This window comes from Halomonas sp. V046, assembly GCF_052645355.1.
Genome location: NZ_JBQXYF010000005.1, coordinates 217,272 through 240,358 on the forward strand (window position 1 = coordinate 217,272; position 23,087 = coordinate 240,358).

Sequence of the window (23,087 nt, forward strand, 5' to 3'; positions counted from 1 at the left end):
GCCGGTTCAGGCATCGGCCAACCGAGTCAGGTGCGCGGGGGGATGAGCGGCGAAGTAGTCCATGGCGGCCTTGACGCCGCTGGCCTTCAGCGACACCCCGCAAAGCTCGAGGCCCATCTCGCAGCCGGCCAGCGTCGCCATCAGGGTCAGGTCGTTGCAGTCACCGAGGTGTCCGATGCGAAACATGCGCCCCTTGGCCTTGCCAAGGCCCATACCCAGCGATAGATCGAAGCGCTGGTAAATCAATTCGCGCACGGCGTCGGCATCGACGCCATCGGGCAGCACCACCCCGGTGAGCACCGGCGAGTAGACGGCAGGATCCTGGCATTGGATCTCGAGCCCCCAGGCGTCAACGGCCGCGCGTACCCCGGCCGCCCAGCGCTGATGGCGGGCGAAGACGTTGTCGAGTCCTTCCTCGAGCAGCATGTCCAACGCTTCATTGAGGCCATAGAGCAGATTGGTGTTGGGGGTATAGGGCCAGTAGCCGTTGGTATTGGCAGCGAGAATCTCGTCCCAGGCCCAAAAGCTCTTCGGCAAGCACGCCTCGCGACTGACGGCAATGGCCTTGTCGGACAGCGCATTGAAGCTGATGCCAGGCGGTAGCATCAGGCCCTTCTGGGAGCCGGAAATGGTCACGTCCACGCCCCAGTCATCGTGGCGATAATCGGCACTGGCAAGCCCCGAGATGGTATCCACCATCAACAATGCCGGATGCCCCGCCGCATCGATGGCCCGGCGCACCGCGGCAATATCACTGGTCACCCCGGTGGAGGTCTCGTTGTGTACCACGCACACCGCCTTCAGGCGATGCTCGGTGTCTTCCTTCAGGCGCGCCTCGATCATGTCCGCCTGCACCCCCTGACGCCAACCCTCATCGCCTGGCAGGCCGATGAACTCGGGCTTAACGCCGAGCCTGAGTGCCATCTTGTGCCATAGGGTGGCGAAGTGTCCGGTCTCGAACATCAGCACGCCATCGCCCGGCGACAGCGTATTGGCCAGCGCCGCCTCCCAGGCACCAGTCCCGGAGGCCGGATAGATGATCACGGGGGCAGCGGTCTTGAACACCCGCTGGATCTTGGACAAAAGTTCTCGCCCCAGGGCCCCGAACTCCGGGCCTCGGTGGTCGATGGTGGGCAGGCTCATGGCGCGCAGGATGCGATCCGGCACCGGCGAGGGGCCGGGAATCTGCAGGAAATGACGGCCGGTGGGGTGAAAATCGAGATTCAGCATATCGAGTCCTCAAGGGGCGCCGCGACACACCCAGCCAGGCGGTTTGGGGCGGCGTCGAAGCGGGAATAGTAGAAAATACGGTCAAGATCCGCTCAGCGGATCACGCCCTCGCGGCGCAGCGTCTCGCGCTCACCTTCCCCGAGCCCGAAGCCTTCCAGCACCTCATCGGTGTGCTGGGCAAACAACGGCGCCGGGCGACGAATCTCAAGCGGCGTGGCGGAAAACTTGGTCGGGAAGCCGAGCGTCTTCATCGCCCCCATGGAGGGATGGTCGAGCTCCTGGACCATGCCCCTGGCCAGATAGTGCTCATCGTCCATGGCCTGGGCGAAGTCATTGATCGGCCCCGCCGGAACGCCCGCCTCATCGCACAGCGCCAGCCAATGTTCGCGGTCGCCGCCGACGAGAATCTCCTCGAGCACGACCTCGAGTTCCTCGACGTTGCGTCCGCGATCCAGGTTGGTGCGAAAACGCTCGTCTTCCATCAATTCAGGCCGTGCGATCACGTCCTGGCAGAAGCGCTCCCAGGTGCGTTGATTGGCGCAGCCGAGCATCATGAAACCGTCGCGCACCTTCATCGCCTGGTACGGTGCCGAGACGCGGTGGCGCCAGCCAGTGGCCTCGGGCACGCGGCCCTCGGAGAAGTAGGCCGCCGCCTCCCAGGTGAACCAGGGCAACCCACATTCGGCGATGGCGATGTCCAGATGCTGGCCTTCACCGCTGTTCTGGCGATGGATGTAGGCCGCCAGGATCGAGTAGATGGCGGTGATGCCGGCGCCGATGTCGTAGACGGCGACGCCGGTCTTGAGCGGACGCCGCCCCTTCTCCCCGGTCATCGACATCAGTCCGCTCATGCCCTGGGCGACCAGATCGAAGCCCCCCTTGTGACGCGAAGGACCGGTCTGGCCATAGCCCGAAATCGAGCAGTAGATGATCCCCGGATTGATCGCCTTGATGCTCGGGTAGTCGATGGCAAGCGACTGGGTCACCCCGGGGCGATAGTTCTCGACGATGACGTCGGCCTCGCGGGCCAGTCGATAGAAGATCTCGCGGCCCTTTTCGTGCTTGAGATTGAGCGAGATGCTCTTCTTGTTGCGGTTTATCTGGGCGAAACAGGTCGACTCGTCGTTGACGTAGGGGCCCATCTGGCGGCTGTCATCGCCACCGTTGGCCTTCTCGACCTTGATCACCTCGGCGCCCATGTCGCCGAGCACCATGGTGCAATAGGGCCCCGCCATGATCTGCGAGACATCCAGTACCTTGATTCCTTCTAATGGCAGCATCGTCGTGTTCTCCTGGCGTGTCGGCGGCCGCTGATCGACCACCGACGTGCCTGATCCGCGTTCAGTGTCCGCGCCAGCTAAAGGGCGTCTTGTTGACGAACTTGTCGACCGCAGCCTTGAAGTCGTCGCTGGTGTAGCAGGCGGCGATCCAGTCATCGCTGGCGTCGCTCGCCGGACGGCGCTCGTCGAGCACCCGCTGGATGACTTCCTTGGCGGCCCGCACGGTGAGCGGCGCCCGCTCACGAAAGGCGGCGGCCTGCTCGGCGACCCGCGCCTCGATGGCGTCGGCCTCCACCAGTTCACCGACCAGCCCCGTGGCCAGTGCCTCATCGGCGCGCACCAGCTCGCCAGCCATCAGCACCTGCTTGGCCCTCGCCGGCCCCGCGTAATCCACGAGGCGCGCGACATTGGTCACCGACAGGCAGTTGCCGAGGGTCTTGGCGATGGGGATACCGAACTTCAGCGACGGCGTGGCGATGCGAAAATCGCAGGCCAGGGCGATGGCGGCCCCACCGCCGACGCAGAAGCCCTCAAGCAAGGCGAAGGTCGGCTTGGGAAGGCGCTCCACCCGGCCTACCACGCGATCGATGCGGCGTTCGTAATCGATGGCATCGTCGCCGCTTTCAAAGCGCGCGAACTGCTTGATGTCGGTGCCGGCCACAAACGCCTCACCACCGGCACCGCGCATCACGACCGCTACCACCTCGGGGTCCTGCTCCAGGGCCTCGCAGTGCGCCTCGAGCTGGTCGTACATCTCCCAGGTCATGGCGTTACGGCTGGCCGTGCGATCGAAGGTCAGCCAGGCGACGCCTGCCTGCTTGCTCAGATGCACCGCGCCGGGATCTGACTGGGTCATGACTCTCTCCTCAGGCTCACGGCGCTCAGGCGCCGTAGATCAGGTTCACCAGGGCAAGCGCGACGGCCGGCACATAGGTATTGATGATCAGGATCACGAACAGCACCGCCAGGAACCACAGGTTGGTGCGCGATGTGGCCCAGATATCGGACTTGGCGATGGAGCAGGACGCGATCAGTACGCTCGCCACCGGCGGGGTCTGTTGGCCGATGGCCAGGTTCAGCGTGACGATCAGGCCGAAGTGCAGGGGATCGATGCCGACGGCGGTGATCAGCGGCAGCACGATGGGCACCACCAAGATGATCGCGGCGGCCGAGTGCAGGAAGATCCCCAGCACCAGGAAGATCACGTTGAGCAGCGCCAGCACCACGTACTTGTTGTCGGTCATCGCGGCGATCGAGTTGGCCAGCTGCTGGGGGATCTGCGTCTCGGTGAGGTAGAGCCCCACCACCGCCGAGCTTGCCACCAGTAACATCACCACCGCGGTCTGTACCCCGGCATCGAGGCAGGCCTTGTAGAAGATCTTCAGGCTGAATTCGCGATAGACGACCGCGCTGATGAAGATCGCCACCACCACCGCCAGTGCCGCGCCTTCGGTAGCGGTAACGATGCCGCCGAAGATGCCACCGAGGATGATGACCGGGATCAGCAGTGCCCAGATCGCGCCCTTGAAGGCCTTCCACAGCCGCGATACCTGGAAGCTTTCCTCGGCCGGCAGGTTATGGCGGCGCGCCAGGTAATAGCACATGCAGGCCAGGCCGAAGGCGCCGAGCAGCCCCGGGAAGATGCCGGCGACGAACATCTTGACCACCGACTCACCCGACATGACGGCATAGAGGATCATCGGGATGGACGGCGGCAGAATGATCGCGAGACTCGCCGCCGAGGAAGAGATGGCCGCGGCGAACTCCTTCGAGTAGCCCTTCTTGCGCATGGCCGGAATCAGGATGCTGCCGATGGCCGAGACGCCCGCCACCGCCGAGCCAGAGATTTCGGCGAAGAAGATCGAGGCGCCGATGGTGACCATGGCGAGCCCGCCCTTGATGAAGCCGACCATGGCAGAGGCCAGATCGATCAAGCGGCGCGAGATGCTCGATGCGTTCATGATGGCGCCGGCCAGGATGAACAGCGGAATGGCGATCAACGGAAACTTGGTAGCGCCGTCGAACATCACCATGCCCACATTGGGCAGGGCGAGCGTGCCGTAACTCGCCACCGTGGCCAAGGCGCCGACGAGGCCAAGGGCAATGGCCACGGGCACGTTGATCAGAATCAGCCCGATAAGACCGAAGAACATGGATGCAATGATCATGAAGCGTCTCCTGGCTAGCCGGCCCGATGGGGTGTCGGGGCGTCGTCTGTGCGTACGTCATCGGCCACGATGCCGGCCTCTTCCAACTCGTGATCAATGAAGCCAGCGCCTTTGGCGCTCTTGATCACTTCAGGCAAACGCAGCAGCTGGGCCAGAATGAACAGCGCCGCACCGATCGGAATCACCGACTGCGACAGCTGCACCGAGACGCTCGGCAGGCTGACCAGGGTCGAGCCTTCGAGGATCTGCACCACCTGATAGCCGGTGATGCCGAGCAGCACGAAGAAGCCGATCGTGATGGCCTCGGCGAGCAGCGCGATGGGCAGGCGAATCTTGGGCGGAACCATGTTGATAACGCTGGGACAGGCGATGTGCGCACCCTTGAGCGCGGCCAGCGCGGCCCCGTAATAGGTCAACCAGGCCAGGCCGATGGAGGCCACTTCGTCGTACCAACTGAACGGCGAACCGGCCAGGCGTGACACGAACCCCACGGTGACCACCAGGGTCAGCGCCAGCACATTGAGAAAGACAATGACCTCCAGACACTTCTGGTAAGCCGAGGAAAAGGCGTTGAGCGACACGGAAAGCACCTCCCTGAGGTGGTAGCCGCCCCCGGCCGACGATTGCCGGCCGAGGACCGCTGTTGAGGAGTGACTGACGTAAGCGTTACTCGCGCAGCGCATCGACGCGGGACAGCAGCTCCTCACCTCCCTCGACCTCGGCGGCGAACTTCTCGTAGATGCCACGTGAGCCCTCGACGAAGGCTGCGGTGTCCACCTCGTTGACCTCCATGCCCTCCTCCTCAAAAGTGGCGACCAGGCTGGCATCAAGCTCGGCGCCTTGTGCCAGGGCAAAGGCCTCGACTTCCTCGGCGGTGTCGGTCAGCACCTCACGGACGTGCTCGGGCAGGCGATTCCAGCTGGCCCCCGCCAGCACATAGGCCGGGGTGTAGACGTGATTAGAGAGCGACAGATAGTCCTGCACTTCCTGGAAGCGCTGGGAATAGATCTGCACCAGCGGGTTTTCCTGGCCATCCATCGCCCCGGTCTGCAGAGCAACGAAGGCCTCGGACAGGGCCATCGGGGCCGGCGAGGCGCCGTAGCTCTTGAACATTTCTACCCGCCACACGCCATTGGGGGTGCGCAGCTTGATGCCATCCAGGTCGTCAGGCACCACGATCGGATGCTCGTTGTTGGTGATCTGGCGGAAGCCGTTCTCCCAGATGCCGATGATGCGATAGTTCTTGTTCTCGGCGGCGCGATAGAGCACGTCACGCAGCACCTCGTCGCGCACCCGCACCAGGTGTTCGCGGTCCTCGATCAGGTAGGGCATTTCGAATAGCGAGAACTCCGGCGCCACACTGCTCATCACCGAGGACGGCAGCGCCAGATCGAGAGTCCCGAGCTTGAGCTTGTTGAGCATCTGCTCGTCGGAGCCCAGCTGGCTAGAGCCATAGGTCACCACCTCGGCCTCGCCTTCCAGCCGCTCATTGGCGAGTCGAGCGAATTCGTTGGCGGTCTTCTCGAACAGCGAGCCCGGGCCACCCACGTGGCCGAACTTGATCTGCACCTCATCTGCCTGGGCGCTACCGATGCCCATGGCGAGTGCGGATACGGCCAGTACGGTCTTCAGCAGTTTCATAACCTTCTCTCCAACATTGTTGTTGTTGCTCGTGGTAGATCCTGGTCGAACGACTCGGCACCGGGCTTCTTTCCGGCCGCCATCCGGCTGGCGACTGGCGACTGGGCCCGTTACCCCCTCCAGACCGCTCGTCGATCGGTGGCGCTGATCCTGGCCACCCTTGCCCCGACGGGGCATCTATCTCACGGGTCGCCCGAGGCCTCGACGTGGCGACTAGGCGGACGGCACGGAGGTTGTCAGCGTCATGACTCACCGCTGCCCAAGCCTCGTCGATCCGGTCGTCTTGAAATATGGATACATAATTCAAAATTAGGTATTATACTTTTGTCGTTCAAGCACACGCATCGTCGCGATAAAATTTCTTTATTTTCAAAATCCTACTGAAAATTTGATGCCTCGACTCCGGCATTACAGGCGCCAACGTCATGCCAAAACTCCACCGGGTACGACGCCGGACGCATCAAAAAAGCGAGCCCGAAAGCTCGCCTGGCGTGCATATGGCTGGAGCGTCCCAGGATAGGGCTTGGCGAAGACCCAAGGTCGCTCACGGAGCGCTGTCGAGAGTTCTCGGCAAGGGCGATTCCCAGGAAGCGCTCAAGGACGCAGTCCCGCCGCGAAGCCTGCGGCCTCGATGCCGGCCATCGCGGCATCCTGGTCCTCCTGAGACGAGGCACCGCTGACCCCTAGCGCTCCAATGACACGCCGCTCGTCATCGAGAATGAGCACCCCCCCTGCCACGGGAATGAAGCGGCCCTGGGCGGCATCGGCCACCGCGGCCAGAAAGGCGGGACGCTCGGCGTTGCGCTCGCCGGTGGTGCCGCTGGAGACACCGATGCCAAGTGCCGCATAGGCCTTGCCAGTGGCCACCGCCGAGCGCAAAGGGCTGCAGCCATCCTCACGTTCCACGATAATGGGATGACCTCCGCCATCGAGTACCACCGCGGTAAGCGGCGCCATGTCTCGCTCGCGGGCGGTGGCGAAGGTGGCATCGAGCATGGTTCTGGCCTGCTGACGGGTGATCAGGAACTGGGCAAGAAAGACATTAGCGGCCATGAGTGGCTCCTTGGTGGCAAAGGTGATGATGAGCGTTGCAGGCTCCTCTGCCGAATCACCGCAGCGGGCCTGTGAATCGAGGTTTTCCCGGCACCGACACTCAAGCGTCGAGCGGGTATCCGGCAACCTCCACGACCGACGGATCGCGAGTGAGGAGGATCTCGGCAGCGTGGCAATCAGGCGGTCTGCCCGATTGCTATAATTATGAATTCATAATACCTTCTAACCGAAGACGTCAAGACGCAACTTGTTCGTCCCCGCGACTTGGGGCAAGGTTGAGCCGTCGACTACGGGGCCCTGGCGGGCTCGGTGACGTGGCGCATCATGATGATTTCAGGAAGCCTGACATGGAAAAGATTCAGCCGCGCAGCCTGTACCTGGAAGTGGCCGACAGGGTCCGGGACCTGATCGAGCAGGGCAGTCTGCTACCAGGAGAAAAGATCGCCGAGAAGGCGCTGTGTGAACGCTTTGGCGTGTCGCGCACGCCGCTACGCGAAGCGCTCAAGGTGCTGACCTCGGAAGGCCTGGTCGAGAACCTGCCCAACCGGGGCTCACGAGTGGTCCGCCTCACTCGCCTCGGGGTAAAGAACACCTACGACGTGATGGGCGCTCTCGAAGGACTGTCCGGAGAACTCGCCTGTCAGAACATCAGCGACAAGGACGTGGCCGAGATTCGAGCCCTTCACACGCGCATGCTTCAGCACTATCAGCGCAAGGAGCTCACGCCCTACTTCGAGGTCAACCAGCAGATCCACGAACGCATTCTCGCCGCCTCCGACAACGAGGTGCTGATCGAGATGTACAACAACCTTAGCCAGCGAGTGAAGCGCGTCCGCTACAGTGTCGAGATGGGCCAGGCCAACTGGGCCAAGGCGGTGGCCGATCACGAGGCCATGCTCGAGGCCATCGATGCCCGCGATGGCAAGCGCTTGGGCGACATTCTGCGCGCGCACCTGAGTCACAAGCTCGAGGTGGCCGCCGTTTCCGGCATCATCGACGAGGACGTCGCCACCGCCTCGGGCTCCTGAGCTGCCGGGCAGACGCCCGGCAGCATCGATCACCACCGATGACGACGCCCCGCCACGGCCTCGTGTCTCACGCCATCTCCCCCAACTCTCGGGGTCACCCCAGGCAAGAGGCCAGGGCTTTGGCGCCGCGGTGGTGGGGCCCCCTTCCCTGCTCGGTGTCTCTCGCCCAATACCGTGCCCTCTCTCCCAATACCGTGCCCTCTCTCCCAATACCGTGCCCTCTCTCCCAATACCGTGCCCTCTCTCCCAGTTCCGTGCCCTCTACTCCCAATTCCGTGCCCTCTACTCCCAATTCCGTGCCCTCTCTCCCAATTCCGTGCCCTCTCTCCCAATTCCGTGCCCTCTCTCCCAATTCCGTGCCCTCTACTCCCAATTCCGTGCCCTAGCGTTCGCTTCCGACTAACGACAGCTTGAGTTCCTCCCTGCTATATGGGAAAAACGCACCCGCAGTACGTGGGGCGTCCGCTTGCCCGGTTCCTCCAACCTGGCCTCCTCGGCACGCCACGGCGTGAGGAAAACTCCCCTGCCACCTCGCAGTCGGTCGCTGTCGTCCCCGCGCCTGGGGCGCCACCTGACTGCTGCTGCACTAATGATCCAGCCGCCCACAAGGAGGTCACAGTGCTGACGTTCATTCTTTCCATCGTTGTGCTTATCGTCGGGTACTTCACCTACGGCAAGTTCGTCGAACGGGTTTTCGTCGCCAACCGCAAACGCCAGACCCCGGCCTTCACCCTGCGCGACGACATCGACTATCTGCCGATGAACACCACGCGCAACTCGCTGATTCAATTGTTGAACATTGCCGGTGTCGGACCTATTTTCGGGCCCATTCTCGGCGCGCTCTATGGTCCGGTGGCCTTCGTCTGGATCGTGATCGGCTGCATCTTCGCCGGCGCCGTACACGACTACCTGACCGGCATGATCTCGATTCGCAACCATGGCGCCCACCTGCCCCAGCTCGCCGGGAAGTTTCTCGGCAAGACGATGAAGCACGTGGTCAACGGCTTCGCCATCCTGCTGCTGCTGCTGGTCGGCACCGTGTTCGTGACCTCCCCCGCGGCGCTGCTGGCCAACATGACCAGCCTGCCGGTGATACCGATCATCCTCGCCATCTTCGCCTATTACCTGTTGGCGACCCTGCTGCCCATCGACAAGATCATCGGCCGTATCTATCCCTATTTCGGCGCCTTGCTATTGATCAGCGCGGCGGGTATCGGCATCGGCCTGGTCGTGACCGGCGCCCCCATTCCAGAGCTGTCGTTCGAGAACATGCATCCGGAAGGCGCTCCCATCTTCCCGCTGCTGTTCCTGACCATTTCCTGCGGTGCCCTGTCGGGGTTTCACGCCACCCAGACGCCGATCATCTCACGCACGACGGAGAACGAAGGCAACGGGCGCAAGATCTTCTACGGCATGATGATCGCCGAAGGCGTCATCGCCATGATCTGGGCCGCCGCAGCGATGAGCATGTTCCACGGCGACAACAGCCTGTCTGACGTGCTGGCCGCCGGCGGCCCGGCCGCCGTGGTCAGCGAGGTCTCCACCGCCATGCTGGGCGCCATCGGTGGCACCCTGGCGGTGCTCGGTGTCATTGTGTTGCCAATCACCTCGGGTGATACCGCCTTCCGCAGTGCCCGCATGATCATCGCCGATTACATCAAGGTCGATCAGCGTCCGCTGATGCGGCGGATTTGGATAGCCGCACCGCTGTTCGTCGCCTCCTTCGCCCTGACCAAGATCGACTTCACGCTGCTGTGGCGCTATTTTTCCTGGGCCAACCAGACCACCGCGGTCATCGCCCTGTGGGTCGCAACCATGTACCTCGTGCTCTCACGCAAGCCGCACGTGATCACCTCGATTCCGGCCGTGTTCATGACCATGGCGACCTTCACCTACCTGGCCTACGCGCCGATCGGCTTTGGCCTGTCGCTGCAGCTCAGCTACGTGGTGGCGGCGCTCGGCACCGTGCTGTGTATCGCCTTGTTCATGAAGCGGGTGCGCCGTTTGAGCGGAGGCATCTTCGGCGTCGACGAGCCCGAGTATCCGGAACGGCTCACCGGCAGCACGCCTGGCCTTACGTCACTGGAATCACGCGCCTGATCACGCAACTTGGTGAAAGCGCCAATCCAAGAGGCCAGGGGCGAAAGCCCCTGGCCTCTTGCCTTCCCCCATCGAGACGCCACGCTCGATCGCCTGCCTGTTGCCCTGACCACGTTTCCCGGTGCCGGCTCGTCGTTGACGTTTGGCGGCCAGCTCCTCCAGTCACGCCGCATGGCCGCGTGACGACACACCGACTCACCGGTCTTCCAGGCGCATGGCCGCGTGACGACACCCTGACTCACCCGTCTTCCAGACGCATGGCCGCGTGACTACACACTGACTCACCCGTTTTCCAGACGCATGGCCGCGTGACGACACACTGACTCACCCGTCTTCCAGACGCATGGCCGCGTGACGACACACTGACTCACCCGTCTTCCAGGCGCATCGCCGCGTGACGACACACTGACTCACCCGTCGTCCAGACGCATGGCCGCGTGACGACACACTGACTCACCAGTCTTCCAGGCGCATGGCCGCGCGCTCGAGACGCTCACCCTCTGCGTCAATCTCGCGCAGCATCGCGCCGATGGTCGACAGGTGCTCCAGGGCGACCTTGCGCGCCAACTGCGGCTTGCCTTCCACCACCGCTCGGTGCAATCGCGCGTGCTGGCGATTGATCATGTCCCGGGCGTCGGGCCGATGGTAGAGGTGCTTGACCGAGGCAAACACCGAACTCAGCAGCAGGTCGGTCAGGCTCTGCAAGGTGTGCATCAGCACCGGATTATGCGATGCCTGGCACACCGCCAGGTGAAAGGCATGATCGTGACGCGCCAGGCGCTCGACATCGATCTGCTCGGCGTGCTCCACGTAATCGGCCATTTCGCGGTAGCGGCGGGTGATCAGCACGCGATCCGAAGCGGTCCCGCGACTCGCGGCCAGGTGCGCCGACTCGCCCTCCAGCAAGGCCCGAACTTCCAGCAGGTCATAAAGGGTGCGCGGGTGCTCACGAAACAGGTGCATCAACGGCGTGGCGTGGGGAGCCTCGACCAGCGGGGCCACCTCGGAGCCGCGCCCCTGTCGGGTGACGATGATGCCTTTGCTGCGCAGCGACCCCAGCGCCTCACGCAACGAAGAACGTGCCACGCCAAGCCGCTCGCACAGGCGCCGCTCCGACGGCAGCAACTGACCGGGACGAAAGACCCCATCGAGGATCAGCGTCTCGAGCCGTGCGGCGATGGCGTCCGGCGTGCTGGCAGGTCTCAAGGGTTCTTCTGTATCGCGCATAGGGAGGTTCTCCATGAGCAGCAAACGTCGCCGGGAACTAGAGTAAAACTCTGTAAGGCCCCGAGCAGAGCGCACTAGCACCCGAGCAGAACCCCGGGCAGAGCGTACGAGTGTCCAAGCCGAGCCCCGAAGCCGAGACGCGTTGGGGCCAGCCGGGACGCCTTGAGCGGGGCTATCTCAACCCCAATCTCGCTCAGCCCCCATCTCGCTCAGCCCCCATCTCGACAACTATCGCGACAACTATCGCGACAACCGTCGCGACAAGCGTCGCCACCACCGTGATCCGCCAACGGATGCGTAGCACGGAACGACGCCATGAGTACCGGGATACCGGGCCAGGTGTCGCGACACAAATAACTGGTCAGACCAGCAAACCAAAGACTGGACAGGCACGTCAATAAGTCACAGATTGAACGCCTGAAAAATCGCCGACGATGTCGTGGTGCAAAGACCGCGACGCCGACCAGATCGGTAACTGCCCGCTGAAGGTGGCCACCGACGCTGCGTCGACAGCAATTCGAGGACAGCAGCTCGAGGTCGACATCGGCGATGACGAGACCGGCGACAAGACCGGTGCCAAGACCGGAGCCAAGAACAACGCTCCACCGACAACGTCGCACACCGCGACGCCGAGACTAGAAGGCCGAGGAAGAGCCATGAACATCCTCTACGACGAACGCCTGGACGGCGCCTTGCCCCACCGCGACAAGGCCGAGGTACTCGCCGACCTGACCCGGGCCGTGCCGGAGCTGACCCTGCTGCATCGCGAGGAGGACCTGCGCCCGTTCGAATGTGACGGGCTCGCGGCCTACCGCGTCGTGCCCATGCTGGTGGCTCTGCCGCAGACCCTCGAACAGGTCGAGGCAATCCTCAAACGCTGCCGCGAGTTAAAGGTTCCCGTGGTCACCCGCGGTGCCGGTACCGGTCTTTCCGGCGGTGCCCTGCCGCTGGAACAGGGCGTCCTGCTGGTAATGTCCCGCTTCAACCGCATCCTCGACATCGATGCCGACGCGCGCATCGCCCGTGTCCAGCCCGGGGTGCGCAACCTGGCGATCTCCGAAGCGGTCTCGCCCTATGGGCTCTACTATGCCCCGGACCCCTCGTCCCAGATCGCCTGCTCCATCGGCGGCAACGTCGCCGAGAACGCCGGCGGCGTGCACTGCCTCAAGTACGGCCTGACGGTGCACAACGTCCTTAAGGTGGAGGTGATGACCATCGAGGGCGAGCGCATGACGCTAGGCTCGGAGGCCTTCGATAGTCCCGGCTTCGACCTGTTGGCGCTGTTCACCGGGTCCGAAGGCATGCTCGGCGTGGTGACCGAAGTCACCGTCAAGCTGCTGCCAAAGCCCGAGACCGCCAAGGTGTTGATGGCCAGCTTCGACGACGTCGAGAAGGCCGGCGCCGCCGTTGGCGATATCATCGCCGCCGGCATCATCCCCGGTGGCCTGGAAATGATGGATAACCTGGCGATCCGCGCCGCCGAGGACTTCATTCATGCCGGTTACCCGGTCGAGGCCGAAGCGATCCTGCTGTGCGAACTCGACGGCGTCGAGGCCGACGTCGATGACGATATCGCCACGGTGCGCGGGGTCCTCGAGACCGCCGGTGCCACCGATATCCGGCTCGCCCGTGACGAAACCGAGCGCGCCATGTTCTGGGCCGGCCGCAAGAACGCCTTCCCTGCCGTCGGACGCATGTCGCCGGACTACTACTGCATGGACGGGACCATCCCGCGCCGTGAGCTGCCGCGTGTGCTCAAGGGCATCAGCGACCTGTCCGAGCACTACGGACTGCGCGTCGCCAACGTCTTTCACGCCGGTGACGGCAATATGCATCCGCTGATCCTGTTCGATGCCAACCGTGAAGGCGAGCTCGAGACGGCAGAAGCGCTGGGCGGCAAGATCCTCGAGCTATGCGTCGAGGCCGGCGGCTCGATCACCGGCGAACACGGCGTCGGCCGCGAGAAGATCAACCAGATGTGCGCCCAGTTTGGCAGCGTGGAGATCAGCGCCTTCCACGCCGTGAAGGCCGCCTTCGATCCCGACGGTCTGCTCAATCCGGGGAAGAACATCCCCACGCTCGCCCGCTGCGCCGAGTTCGGCGCCATGCATGTGCACAACAACGAGCTGCCGCACCCGGAACTGCCACGCTTCTGAGGTCTGAACGAATGCCCATGGTCGATACCACCGCCATCCACAGCCACGATGCTCTGGCGTCACTCGCCACCCGCATCGCCGCGGCGAACGCCGCCGGCACCCCGCTGCGCATCGAGGGCGGGTCCAGCAAGACGTTTTACGGTCGCAAGGTCCAGGGCGAAACCCTTGACGTCAGCGAGCACCGCGGCATCACCAGCTACGACCCGGTCGAGCTGATCGTTTCGGTGCGCACCGGAACCCCACTCGCGGAGCTCGAGGCACTCCTCGACGCCCAGGGCCAGATGTTGCCCTTCGAACCCCCTCACTTCGGCCCCCGGGCCACGGTCGGTGGCATGATCGCCACCGGCCTGTCCGGCCCGCGTCGCCCCTGGGTCGGCGCAGTGCGCGACTTCGTCCTCGGCATGCGTGTGCTGGACCACCGCGGCCAGGAGCAACGCTTCGGCGGCGAAGTGATGAAGAATGTCGCCGGCTACGATCTGTCGCGGCTGATGGTGGCTGCCCAGGGCACCCTCGGTCTCATCACCGAGGTATCGCTCAAGGTACTGCCAAAGCCCGGCTCCCAGGCCAGCCTGCGCCTGGAGACGACCCGCCAGGATGCCATGACGCGCCTCGCCGAATGGGGCCGCAAGCCACTGCCGATCACCGCCGCGGCCTGGCTCGATGGTGGGCTGCACCTGCGTCTCGAAGGAGGACCGAGTTCGGTGACGGCGACCCGCCAGTCGATCGGTGGTGACGAGCTTGACGCTGGCTTCTGGACCGACCTGCGTGAACTGCGTCTGACGTTCTTCAGCGACGATCCGCGCCCACTCTGGCGCCTGTCGCTGCCGACCAATACGCCGCCCCTCGAACTGCCCGGCAGCGCCGAAAACGATGTCCTGCACGACTGGGCCGGCAGCCAGCGCTGGCTGAAGAGCGAGATCGATGGCGAGCGGCTGCGCGAGTCCTGCGCCCGAGCCGGAGGCCACGCCACCTGCCTGACACCCGGCATCGGCGAGCCGTTTACGCCTCTCGAACCGGTGCTCGCCAAGTATCACCGCGAGCTCAAGGCACGCCTGGACCCCAACGGCATCTTCAATCCGGGAAGGCTCTACGCCGATCTGTAGCGCCAAGCACCATCGACAGCGTCGAGCCTTGTCCACTGCGCCTCCCCGCGGGTCGAGGCCACCCGGTTCGACAACAAGAGCCCGAGCGCTGCGCCCCTGGCGCCACCGGATTCGGGCCACCGCCCCCGACTAGCGGAAACACCCCATGCAGACGCACTTCAGCGAACAAGATCTCCAGAAACCCCACATCCGCGAGGCTGACCGCGTGCTGCGCAGCTGCGTGCATTGCGGCTTCTGCAACGCCACCTGTCCTACCTACCAGCTTCTCGGCGACGAACGCGATGGCCCCCGCGGGCGCATCTACCTGATGAAGGAGCTGCTCGAGAGTCGCGACGATGACGACCGCATTACCGAGGAAACACGGCTGCACCTGGACCGCTGCCTGACCTGCCGCAACTGCGAGACGACCTGCCCGTCCGGCGTCGAGTACCACAAACTTCTCGATATTGGTCGCGCCGAGATCGAGCGCCGAGTCCCCCGCTCGTTGCCCGACAAGGCCCTGCGCCTGGGCCTGCGCAAGGCCCTGGTGGACCCGGCCAGGTTCAAGACGCTGCTGGCGCTCGGCCAGACCTTCCGGCCCCTGGCGCCCGGCGCACTCAAGGACAAGATGCCGGCCAAGCCAGTCGACGCCGGCCACCGGCCCGAGGGCCACCAGCAGGCCCGCCAGATGCTGATCCTCGAAGGCTGCGTGCAGCCGGCGCTATCGCCCAACACCAACGCCGCCACCGCCCGGGTGCTGGCGCGCCTCGGTATCGGCCTGACGCCGGCACCGGCAGTGGGCTGCTGTGGCGCCATCGACTATCACCTCAACGCATTGGAGGCAGGCAGAGAACGAGCCAGGCGCAACATCGATGCCTGGCTAGTGCATCTGGACGCCGGCTGCGAAGCCATCATCCAGACCGCCAGTGGCTGTGGCGCCTTCGTCAAGGAGTACGTCGACATCCTGGCCGATGATCCGGACTACGCCGACAAGGCCAAGCGCGTCAGCGCCGCCACTCGCGACCTGGTCGAGGTGCTGGCCGACGAGCCCCTGGAGACCATTGCCGTCAAGGCGGACAAACGCCTGGCCTTCCATTGCCCCTGCACGCTGCAGCACGCTCAGAAGCTCAACGGGACGGTGGAAAAGGTGCTCGAAAATCTCGGCTTTGCCCTGACACCCGTGCAGGACGCTCACTTGTGCTGTGGCTCCGCCGGGACCTACTCGGTGACCCAGCCGGCGCTGTCAAAGCAGCTACGCGACAACAAGATGGATGCCCTGGAAGCGGGTAACCCGGACGTCGTGGTCACGGCGAACATCGGCTGTCAGACCCACCTGGCGGGTGCCAACCGGACCGCGGTACGCCATTGGATCGAGATCGTCGATGACGCATTGATCTAGTCCGTCAATCAGGCGCTGCCCCACGCCATCGAGAAGACCGCGATCCAGGCCATCGCCCCCTGCCGGTGCGGTAAAATCCACGATGGTGCTGGACGCATACCGGCCGAGCTGATCTACAATGAATCCGCTTACGAAAATATTTTCCAAAATAACACTCATCCCTGACCCAAGAGGTTCTTGACATGCCCAGCAAGCCCTATCTCGACCAGTCCCAGGTCGCTGCCGTTCTCGACGCTTGCCAGAAGGAGGCCGATGCCAACGGCTTCGCCGTGACCATCGCCGTCGCCGATGATGGCGGCTACCTGCTCGGCCTGCGTCGTCTCGACGGCGCGGCCCCCTTCAGCGCCGACGTCGCCGCGGCCAAGGCTCGCTCGGCGGCCATCGGTCGCAAGGAGACCCAGGTCTTCGAGGACATGATCAACGGCGGCCGCAGTGCCTTCCTGTCGGCGCCCATGGAAGGCCTGATGTCTGGCGGTGTTCCGCTGATCATCGACGGCCAGGTCGCCGGCAGTGTCGGCATCTCCGGCGTCAAGCCCGACCAGGATATCCAGGTCGCGAAAGCCGGTGCCGCCATCCTCTGAGCTAACGCGGAGACCCCCGCGCTGGCGAAACGAAGACGCCCTTGCCGCTCGCGCGGCAAGGGCGTCTTGTTTTCCCGATGATCAAAGGCATGGCCCGGCGCCGAGGGTAAACCACGGGAAGACGAGCCAGGATGCGCTAGCGCGTCCGCCACCGGCCTCGCCGGACGACAGCGCCCGACTAGGTCGGGTCGTCGGGGTCGTCGGGGTCCGACGATCGCTCACGGGCCGTCGCCGGCGGGCCTTGAGTGGACGACCGCTGGGTGGACCCGACCTCGTGGCTCGGCGCCATGGGAACATTCAAGCGCCCGACCGGGACGTGTACCGACGGCAGGATGTCGCTGGTATCGGCCAGGTGTGACGACTGATCGTCGAAGAAGATGTCCGGGCGAATGATGCCAAGTACGTGATGCTTGGCGATACCGCCAAGAAAATAGGCCTCGTTCACCGTCATCCCCCAATCGCGCAGGGTGTGAATCACCCGCTCATGGGCCGGGGCATTGCGCGCCGTCACGATGGAGACCCGCAGGCGCGGCTGGTAGTCGCCAGCGCTGGCATCCTGCTCGGCGAGCTCGCGCTGCTGGATCCGCGCCAGGCAACGCGCCAGCTCCGCCAGCAGCCCCGGCGCCGAAGGCTCCTCGGCGTGGCGCCGCTCGTGTTCGTGAAAGGCCGTCAGGCCCTGGTCCTGGAAGATCGTCTCCGAGGCAACGCTGGCCAGAACACCATCGAAGTCGAAGGCGATATGCAGCTCCTCGCGCTCATCGGCCAACAGGGCCCCAGCCGGCATCACCCGCCCCGCGGGATAACCGGCGGCAATGGCGCGATCAACATCCTCCTGGTTGGCGGACAAGAACAGGCTGATGTTGAACGCCGGGATGAAGCGATGCGGATAGCGCCCCTGCAAGAAGATGGCCCGGGTGATACCGAGCCCGTGATGTTCGATGGAGCGCATCACCCTGAGCCCCGTGTCCGGATCGTTACGCGACAGCAGCACCACCTCGACGAGAGGGTCGTCGGGATTCAGGTCATTGAGCGACAATAGCTTGCGAATGAACGCGAAGGCGACGCCGGGGGCCAGCGCCAGATCCTCGTGCTCGCGTTGGTACTCGCGATAGGCCTTTTCGCCCTGGTCCCGATAGACCCGGTCGGACACCTCCAGGTCGAATAGCGCGCTGGACGCAAGGCCAATGACCAGTCTTGAGTCGAGTTCGTAGGGCATGGCCGTCTCCTGTGACAACTGACCGACCGGCGTCGGCTCACCCCTGGGTCAGGATCCAGTCGAGGAAACGCTGCTTGACCAGGCTCGGGCGCGCGCGGTGGGTATCCACCAGATCATAACCGTGGGGCGTCTGCACCGCGAAATCGTCGAGGGTCACCAGGAGCCCACGCTCGACCATCTCATCGACCAGTCCCCGCCAGCCAAGCGCGATCCCCTCCCCCGCGATGGCGGCCTGAATCAACAGCGTGTAGTTGTCGAAGGTCAACGCCGGCGTTGGCTCGAGTCGGGCGTCGCTGAAGTGATGAAACAACGACGACCAATCGAGCCAACGCTGGCCGCGCTCATCGCTCAGTGCCAGCAGAGGCGCCTGGCGCAGGCGCGCCAGATCGCCCACGTCACCGAACCCGGCCAGAAACCCTGGACTGCACACCGGACACACGCGCTCTTCGATCAGGCGTGGATGGTCGCGCGCCACGGGGTCTGCACTAAACACGATCGCCACATCGGCCTCGGTATCGCGCCAGCCGATATCGCCTTGATTGGTCAACAGCTGGACATCGATATCCGGGTGCAGGGCACGAAAGCGGGTCAACCGAGGCAACAGCCAGTAGGCCGCCAGGGAGAAGTCCGTCATCAGCGTCAGACGCGGATGGCCGCGATGCTGTCGCACCCGGTCCAGCGCACGCTCGATGCTGGCGAACCCTTCTTCGACGCCACCCATCAGCAGCGTCCCTGCCTCGGTCAGGCACACGCCCCGGTAGATCCGCTCGAACAGCGCGACACCGAGATGTTCCTCCAGCGCCTTGATCTGCTGGCTGACCGCGGACTGGGTCGAGCGCAGCTCCCGGGCGGCGGCGGTGAAACTCCGGTGACGCGCCGCCGACTCGAACACCACGAGGCTATTCGGCGACGGCCTCATGCGCATCAGCGACATTAGATCACCTTATACATAGCATTAAAAATCACCCGGTTTACAGGCCTCGTAATAAGTCAACAGAATACGTCTTTTCTCGCCCAGCGATCCAGTACGCCGGCTTCAGCAGACCGCTGGCTATCCAACAACAATGCGCCGACCGCCGTCGGCCGGGAGAACCCGATGACGAAAAGACCCCATATCCTGTTTCTGATGGCCGACCAGATGGCCGCCTCACGCCTGCCCTTTCACGGCCACCCACTGGTCCAGACGCCGCACCTTTCCCGCCTGGCCCAAGAAGGCGTCGTTTTCGACTCGGCCTACTGCAACAGTCCGCTGTGCGCCCCGTCACGCTTCGCGCTGATGACCGGACGCCTGCCGTCGCGCACGGGGGGCTTCGACAACGCCTCGGACCTGCCGGCAGACACGCCGACCTTCGCCCACTATCTGCGCGATGCAGGCTATGTCACCGCGCTATCGGGCAAGATGCACTTCTGTGGCCCGGATCAGTTGCATGGGTTCGAGCAACGCCTGACCAGCGACATCTATCCCGCCGACTACGGCTGGTACGTGGACTGGGACCACCCCGACGAGCGCCCGAGCTACTACCACAACATGGCGTCGGTGGCCCAGGCTGGCCCCTGCGTGCGGTCGAATCAGCTCGACTTCGATGATGAAGTCACCTTCAAGGCGCAGCGCTTCCTGTACGACTACGCGCGAGGCACAGACAGCCGCCCCTTCTGCCTGACGGTGTCACTTACCCATCCCCATGACCCCTATACCATTCCCCACCGGTACTGGGATCGCTACGATCACGACGCCATCGACATGCCGAGCCTGAGCTACACTCAGGTCCCGGCAGATGCCCATTCCGAGCGCCTGCGACGGGTCTATCAGCTGGACGAGGACACGCTCACCGACGAGCAGATTCGCAACGCCCGCCATGCCTATTACGGCGCCATCAGCTACGTCGATGATCAGCTCGGCGCCGTGCTCGACACCCTCGAGCAATGCGGGCTGGCCGATGACACCATCGTGGTGTTCTCCGGCGATCACGGCGACATGCTCGGCGAGCGCGGGCTGTGGTACAAGATGAGCTGGTTCGAGGACTCGGCCCGGGTGCCGATGATCGTTCATGCCCCCAAGCACTTCTCACCGCACCGCGTCCGCGAGGCGGTATCGACGCTGGACCTGTTGCCCACCTTCGTCGACCTCACCCACCCGAATGGCCCGCCCGACTTTCCGGTGCCCATCGACGGTCACAGCCTGCTGCCCCACCTCACCGGCCAGCGAGGGCATGACGAGGTCATCGGCGAATACCTCGCCGAGGGCGCCATTGCGCCCTTGGTGATGATCCGTCGCGGCCGGCTCAAGTTTGTTCACTCGCCGGCAGACCCCGATCAGCTCTTCGATCTCGAGAGCGACCCCCAGGAGCTTGTCAACCTGGCCGGGCGAGATGACTATGCCGAGATCCTCACGCGCTTTCGCGACGACGTCACCGAGCGCTGGGACCTTTCCGCCCTGCACGGCGAAGTGCTCGAGAGCCAGCGCCGCCGACGCCTGATCGCCCGCGCCTTGAGCCGTGGAGAGGTCACGCCCTGGGATCACCAGCCCTTCGTCGATGCCAGCACCCAATACATGCGTAACACCGTCGATCTGGACGATCTGGAACGCCGTGCTCGTTTTCCACAGGTCGACCCGGCGGACTAGGCCGCGCCGCTTCGCGTCTGCCGTCCCTTGCCCTGTCCCGAACCCCTTCAACGCCCCTGCGCCGAGGTTCACGATCATGAGCGATTCATCGCCCCCGACATCCCCCAGCACTGCGCCAGGAAATCGCCTCAACCCGGCCGTCTTCCATGGTTCCGTGGCCGGCATTCTGGTGTTTCTGATCTACGCCATGGTGTTCACCGACCACGCCACCGCCTTCTTCAATGCCGGGCTCACCTGGATCGGCGACACCTTCGGCTGGTACTACATGCTCGCCGTGGTCGCCTATCTGGTGTTCGTCATCGCCATCGGCCTGTCACGCTATGGCCGCATCCGCCTCGGCCCCGACCACTCTCGTCCCGAGTTCTCGCTGTTGTCCTGGTCGGCCATGCTGTTCGCGGCTGGGCTCGGCGGCGCCATCCTGTTCTTCGTCGTCTCCGAGCCCCTGACTCACTACCTGCAACCCCCCGTCGGCGAAGGCAGTACCGATGTCGCTCGCCGGCATGCGGTGGTCCAGACCTTCTTCCATTGGGGCATCTCCGGCTGGGGACTCTACGTCCTGATGGGCATGGCCCTGGCCTACTTCAGCTATCGCCATCGCCTGCCGCTGGCGATTCGCTCGACGCTCTATCCGCTGCTTGGCCAGCGCATCTATGGCCCCATCGGTAACGCCGTGGACATCGCCGCGGTGCTGGCCACCGTGTTTGGCATCGCCACGGCACTGGGCATTGGCGTGATTCAGATGAACTACGGCCTGACGTATCTGTTCGGCATCCCCGAAAGCACTGCGGCCCAGGCCGGGCTGATCATCCTGGTGGTGGTCATGGCGACCCTGTCGGTGGTCAGTGGCGTCGACCGCGGCATTCGTCTGCTGTCCGAGTTCAACCTCTACCTGGTCGCGGCCCTGATCCTGTTCGTGCTGTTCGAGGGCGAGACCCTGCTCGGACTCAACCAGTTGGTGCAGAACATCGGCGACTATACGGTGCAGTTGATCGGCATGAGCTTTCACACCTACGCCTACAGCGAGGGCACCGGCGGCTGGTTCAGCGCCTGGACGGTGTTCTTCTGGGGCTGGTGGATCGCCTGGGCCCCCTTCGTCGGGTTGTTTCTGGCGCGCATCTCTCGCGGGCGTACCATTCGTGAGTTTGTCGCGGGGGCACTGTTCATCCCGCTGATATTCGTCATGATCATGATGTCCGTGTTCGGCAACAGCGGCATCGGCATGGTCGATGCCGGTCTCACCGAGCTTGGCGAGCAGGCCTTGAACACTCCCCAGGCGACCATCTACACCTTTCTGGAGCAATTGCCCTGGGTCAACCTGACGGCCACCCTGGTCACGCTGCTGAGTATCGTGTTCTTCGTCACCTCCGCCGACTCAGGGGCCCTCGTCCTGTCCAACTTCACCTATCAATTGCGCGATGTGAACCACGATGCCCCGATCCCCTTGCGCATCTTCTGGTCCGCCATCATCGGCCTGATCACCCTGGCCCTGTTGATGAGCGGCGGCCTGCGCACCCTGCAAAGCGCCGTAGTGATCACCGCCTTGCCGTTCTCGGTGGTGATCTTCCTGACCATGTTCAGCCTGCTGCGTTCGCTGCGAAGCGAAGGCAACAAGGCCGAGGCTCGCCAGATGATCGCCGCCAGTCAGGTCGCCAAGGGCGACTGGCGCGAGCGCCTCGAGCGCACCCTCGATGCCTCGACCAGAAGCGGTGCGGAGGCGACACTACGCCATGCCATCCGCCCGGCCCTCGACGAGTTTGTCACCGAGATGCGCGCCCGTGGTCATGAGGCTCGCCTCGATCACGAACATCCCGAGGGCATGGACGAGGCCTGTCCCACGCTTCGCGTGACGTTTCCCGGTGCCCCGGAGTTCGTCTACGGGGTGCGGCCGCTGCGCATGCGTCCCCCGAGCTTTCTGCCGGCCGACGACGACTACTACCTACGCCTGGATGTGCACTTGAGCGAGGGAGGCATCGGCCAGGACCTGAACGGCTACACGCGCCAGGAGGTGCTCCACGACGTGCTCAACGAGTACCAGCGTCACCTGAAGTTCCTGACCAGCCAACAGGATCAGCTCGAGACCCTGCCAGGCATGGCCCAGCAGGCCGACACCGGTGAAGTCGTGCCCCCCAACGCCTGACCGACGTCGCGCAATCGCGTACCCTGACACCCCGCCTTGTGCGGGGTGTCGGCGTTCTGGCGTCGCCTGGCGGCAGCGCTTGCCACGCCACCTCGCCGACATCTTTGTTGTGTCCGTTGGTCCCGCCGTTCAAGGAAGACGCCATGTTCATCCAGCACCTGCTCGC

The 23,087-nt window shown here is 64.2% G+C and carries 18 protein-coding genes; 8 read left to right on the plus strand and 10 right to left on the minus strand.

All coding sequences use genetic code 11. The features are described from left to right. Positions 1 to 6: 6 nt before the first annotated feature. The 7 genes from ACUN9Y_RS08570 to ACUN9Y_RS08600 form a co-directional block, all read right to left on the minus strand. Positions 7 to 1,230 (minus strand): pyridoxal-phosphate-dependent aminotransferase family protein, encoded by a 1,224-nt coding sequence (locus ACUN9Y_RS08570; RefSeq protein ID WP_445460273.1) that lies wholly within the window; start codon positions 1,228 to 1,230, stop codon positions 7 to 9. Positions 1,231 to 1,322: 92 nt separating this feature from the next. Continuing rightward, positions 1,323 to 2,510: a CaiB/BaiF CoA transferase family protein gene (locus tag ACUN9Y_RS08575; RefSeq protein WP_445460274.1), complete on the minus strand. Its 1,188-nt coding sequence runs from the start codon at positions 2,508 to 2,510 to the stop codon at positions 1,323 to 1,325. Positions 2,511 to 2,571: 61 nt separating this feature from the next. Next, positions 2,572 to 3,366, minus strand: a complete 795-nt coding sequence (locus ACUN9Y_RS08580; protein WP_445460275.1) for an enoyl-CoA hydratase/isomerase family protein — start codon at positions 3,364 to 3,366, stop codon at positions 2,572 to 2,574. 25 nt (positions 3,367 to 3,391) lie between these two features. Further along, positions 3,392 to 4,678: a TRAP transporter large permease gene (locus tag ACUN9Y_RS08585; RefSeq protein ID WP_445460276.1), complete on the minus strand. Its 1,287-nt coding sequence runs from the start codon at positions 4,676 to 4,678 to the stop codon at positions 3,392 to 3,394. Positions 4,679 to 4,692: 14 nt separating this feature from the next. After that, the gene (locus ACUN9Y_RS08590) at positions 4,693 to 5,259 is read right to left on the minus strand and encodes a TRAP transporter small permease (protein ID WP_445460277.1); all 567 of its coding nucleotides are present in this window, start codon (positions 5,257 to 5,259) and stop codon (positions 4,693 to 4,695) included. Positions 5,260 to 5,344: 85 nt separating this feature from the next. Beyond that, positions 5,345 to 6,319 (minus strand): TRAP transporter substrate-binding protein, encoded by a 975-nt coding sequence (locus tag ACUN9Y_RS08595; protein WP_445460278.1) that lies wholly within the window; start codon positions 6,317 to 6,319, stop codon positions 5,345 to 5,347. Positions 6,320 to 6,913: 594 nt separating this feature from the next. Continuing rightward, positions 6,914 to 7,372, minus strand: a complete 459-nt coding sequence (locus tag ACUN9Y_RS08600; protein WP_445460279.1) for a GlcG/HbpS family heme-binding protein — start codon at positions 7,370 to 7,372, stop codon at positions 6,914 to 6,916. Between the two features lie 347 nt (positions 7,373 to 7,719). On the opposite strand from ACUN9Y_RS08600, the gene ACUN9Y_RS08605 reads away from it, so the two are divergent. Then, positions 7,720 to 8,400 (plus strand): GntR family transcriptional regulator, encoded by a 681-nt coding sequence (locus tag ACUN9Y_RS08605; protein ID WP_445460280.1) that lies wholly within the window; start codon positions 7,720 to 7,722, stop codon positions 8,398 to 8,400. Between the two features lie 618 nt (positions 8,401 to 9,018). Continuing rightward, a complete protein-coding gene (locus ACUN9Y_RS08610) occupies positions 9,019 to 10,500 on the plus strand; it encodes a carbon starvation CstA family protein (protein WP_445460281.1) in 1,482 nt (493 codons plus the stop codon). Positions 10,501 to 10,953: 453 nt separating this feature from the next. On the opposite strand, the gene glcC is transcribed toward ACUN9Y_RS08610, so the two are convergent. Further along, positions 10,954 to 11,727 carry a transcriptional regulator GlcC gene (gene glcC, locus ACUN9Y_RS08615; RefSeq protein WP_445460282.1) on the minus strand — a complete coding sequence of 258 codons (774 nt, stop codon included), beginning with the start codon at positions 11,725 to 11,727 and terminating at the stop codon, positions 10,954 to 10,956. 656 nt (positions 11,728 to 12,383) lie between these two features. Between glcC and glcD the strand changes: the two genes are divergently transcribed. From glcD to ACUN9Y_RS08635, 4 genes are all read left to right on the plus strand, one after another. Then, entirely contained in the window at positions 12,384 to 13,883 is a 1,500-nt protein-coding gene (gene glcD, locus ACUN9Y_RS08620) for a glycolate oxidase subunit GlcD (RefSeq protein ID WP_445460384.1), read from the plus strand. Positions 13,884 to 13,900: 17 nt separating this feature from the next. Further along, complete coding sequence (gene glcE / locus ACUN9Y_RS08625; protein ID WP_445460283.1) at positions 13,901 to 14,986, plus strand: glycolate oxidase subunit GlcE; 1,086 nt, start codon at positions 13,901 to 13,903, stop codon at positions 14,984 to 14,986. A 145-nt stretch (positions 14,987 to 15,131) separates the two neighbouring features. Beyond that, complete coding sequence (gene glcF, locus ACUN9Y_RS08630) at positions 15,132 to 16,364, plus strand: glycolate oxidase subunit GlcF (RefSeq protein ID WP_445460284.1); 1,233 nt, start codon at positions 15,132 to 15,134, stop codon at positions 16,362 to 16,364. 182 nt (positions 16,365 to 16,546) lie between these two features. Then, entirely contained in the window at positions 16,547 to 16,945 is a 399-nt protein-coding gene (locus tag ACUN9Y_RS08635; protein ID WP_445460285.1) for a heme-binding protein, read from the plus strand. Between the two features lie 178 nt (positions 16,946 to 17,123). Here ACUN9Y_RS08635 and ACUN9Y_RS08640 read toward each other — a convergent pair whose 3' ends face one another. Next, positions 17,124 to 18,161, minus strand: coding sequence for a 5'-nucleotidase (locus tag ACUN9Y_RS08640; protein WP_445460286.1), 1,038 nt, complete (start codon positions 18,159 to 18,161; stop codon positions 17,124 to 17,126). Between the two features lie 37 nt (positions 18,162 to 18,198). Then, positions 18,199 to 19,095 (minus strand): LysR substrate-binding domain-containing protein, encoded by an 897-nt coding sequence (locus ACUN9Y_RS08645; RefSeq protein ID WP_445460287.1) that lies wholly within the window; start codon positions 19,093 to 19,095, stop codon positions 18,199 to 18,201. Positions 19,096 to 19,257: 162 nt separating this feature from the next. Here ACUN9Y_RS08645 and betC point away from each other — a divergent pair, with 162 nt between their 5' ends. Beyond that, positions 19,258 to 20,784 carry a choline-sulfatase gene (gene betC / locus ACUN9Y_RS08650; RefSeq protein WP_445460288.1) on the plus strand — a complete coding sequence of 509 codons (1,527 nt, stop codon included), beginning with the start codon at positions 19,258 to 19,260 and terminating at the stop codon, positions 20,782 to 20,784. 76 nt (positions 20,785 to 20,860) lie between these two features. Next, positions 20,861 to 22,921, plus strand: coding sequence for a choline BCCT transporter BetT (betT, locus tag ACUN9Y_RS08655; protein WP_445460289.1), 2,061 nt, complete (start codon positions 20,861 to 20,863; stop codon positions 22,919 to 22,921). Positions 22,922 to 23,087: the final 166 nt, after the last annotated feature.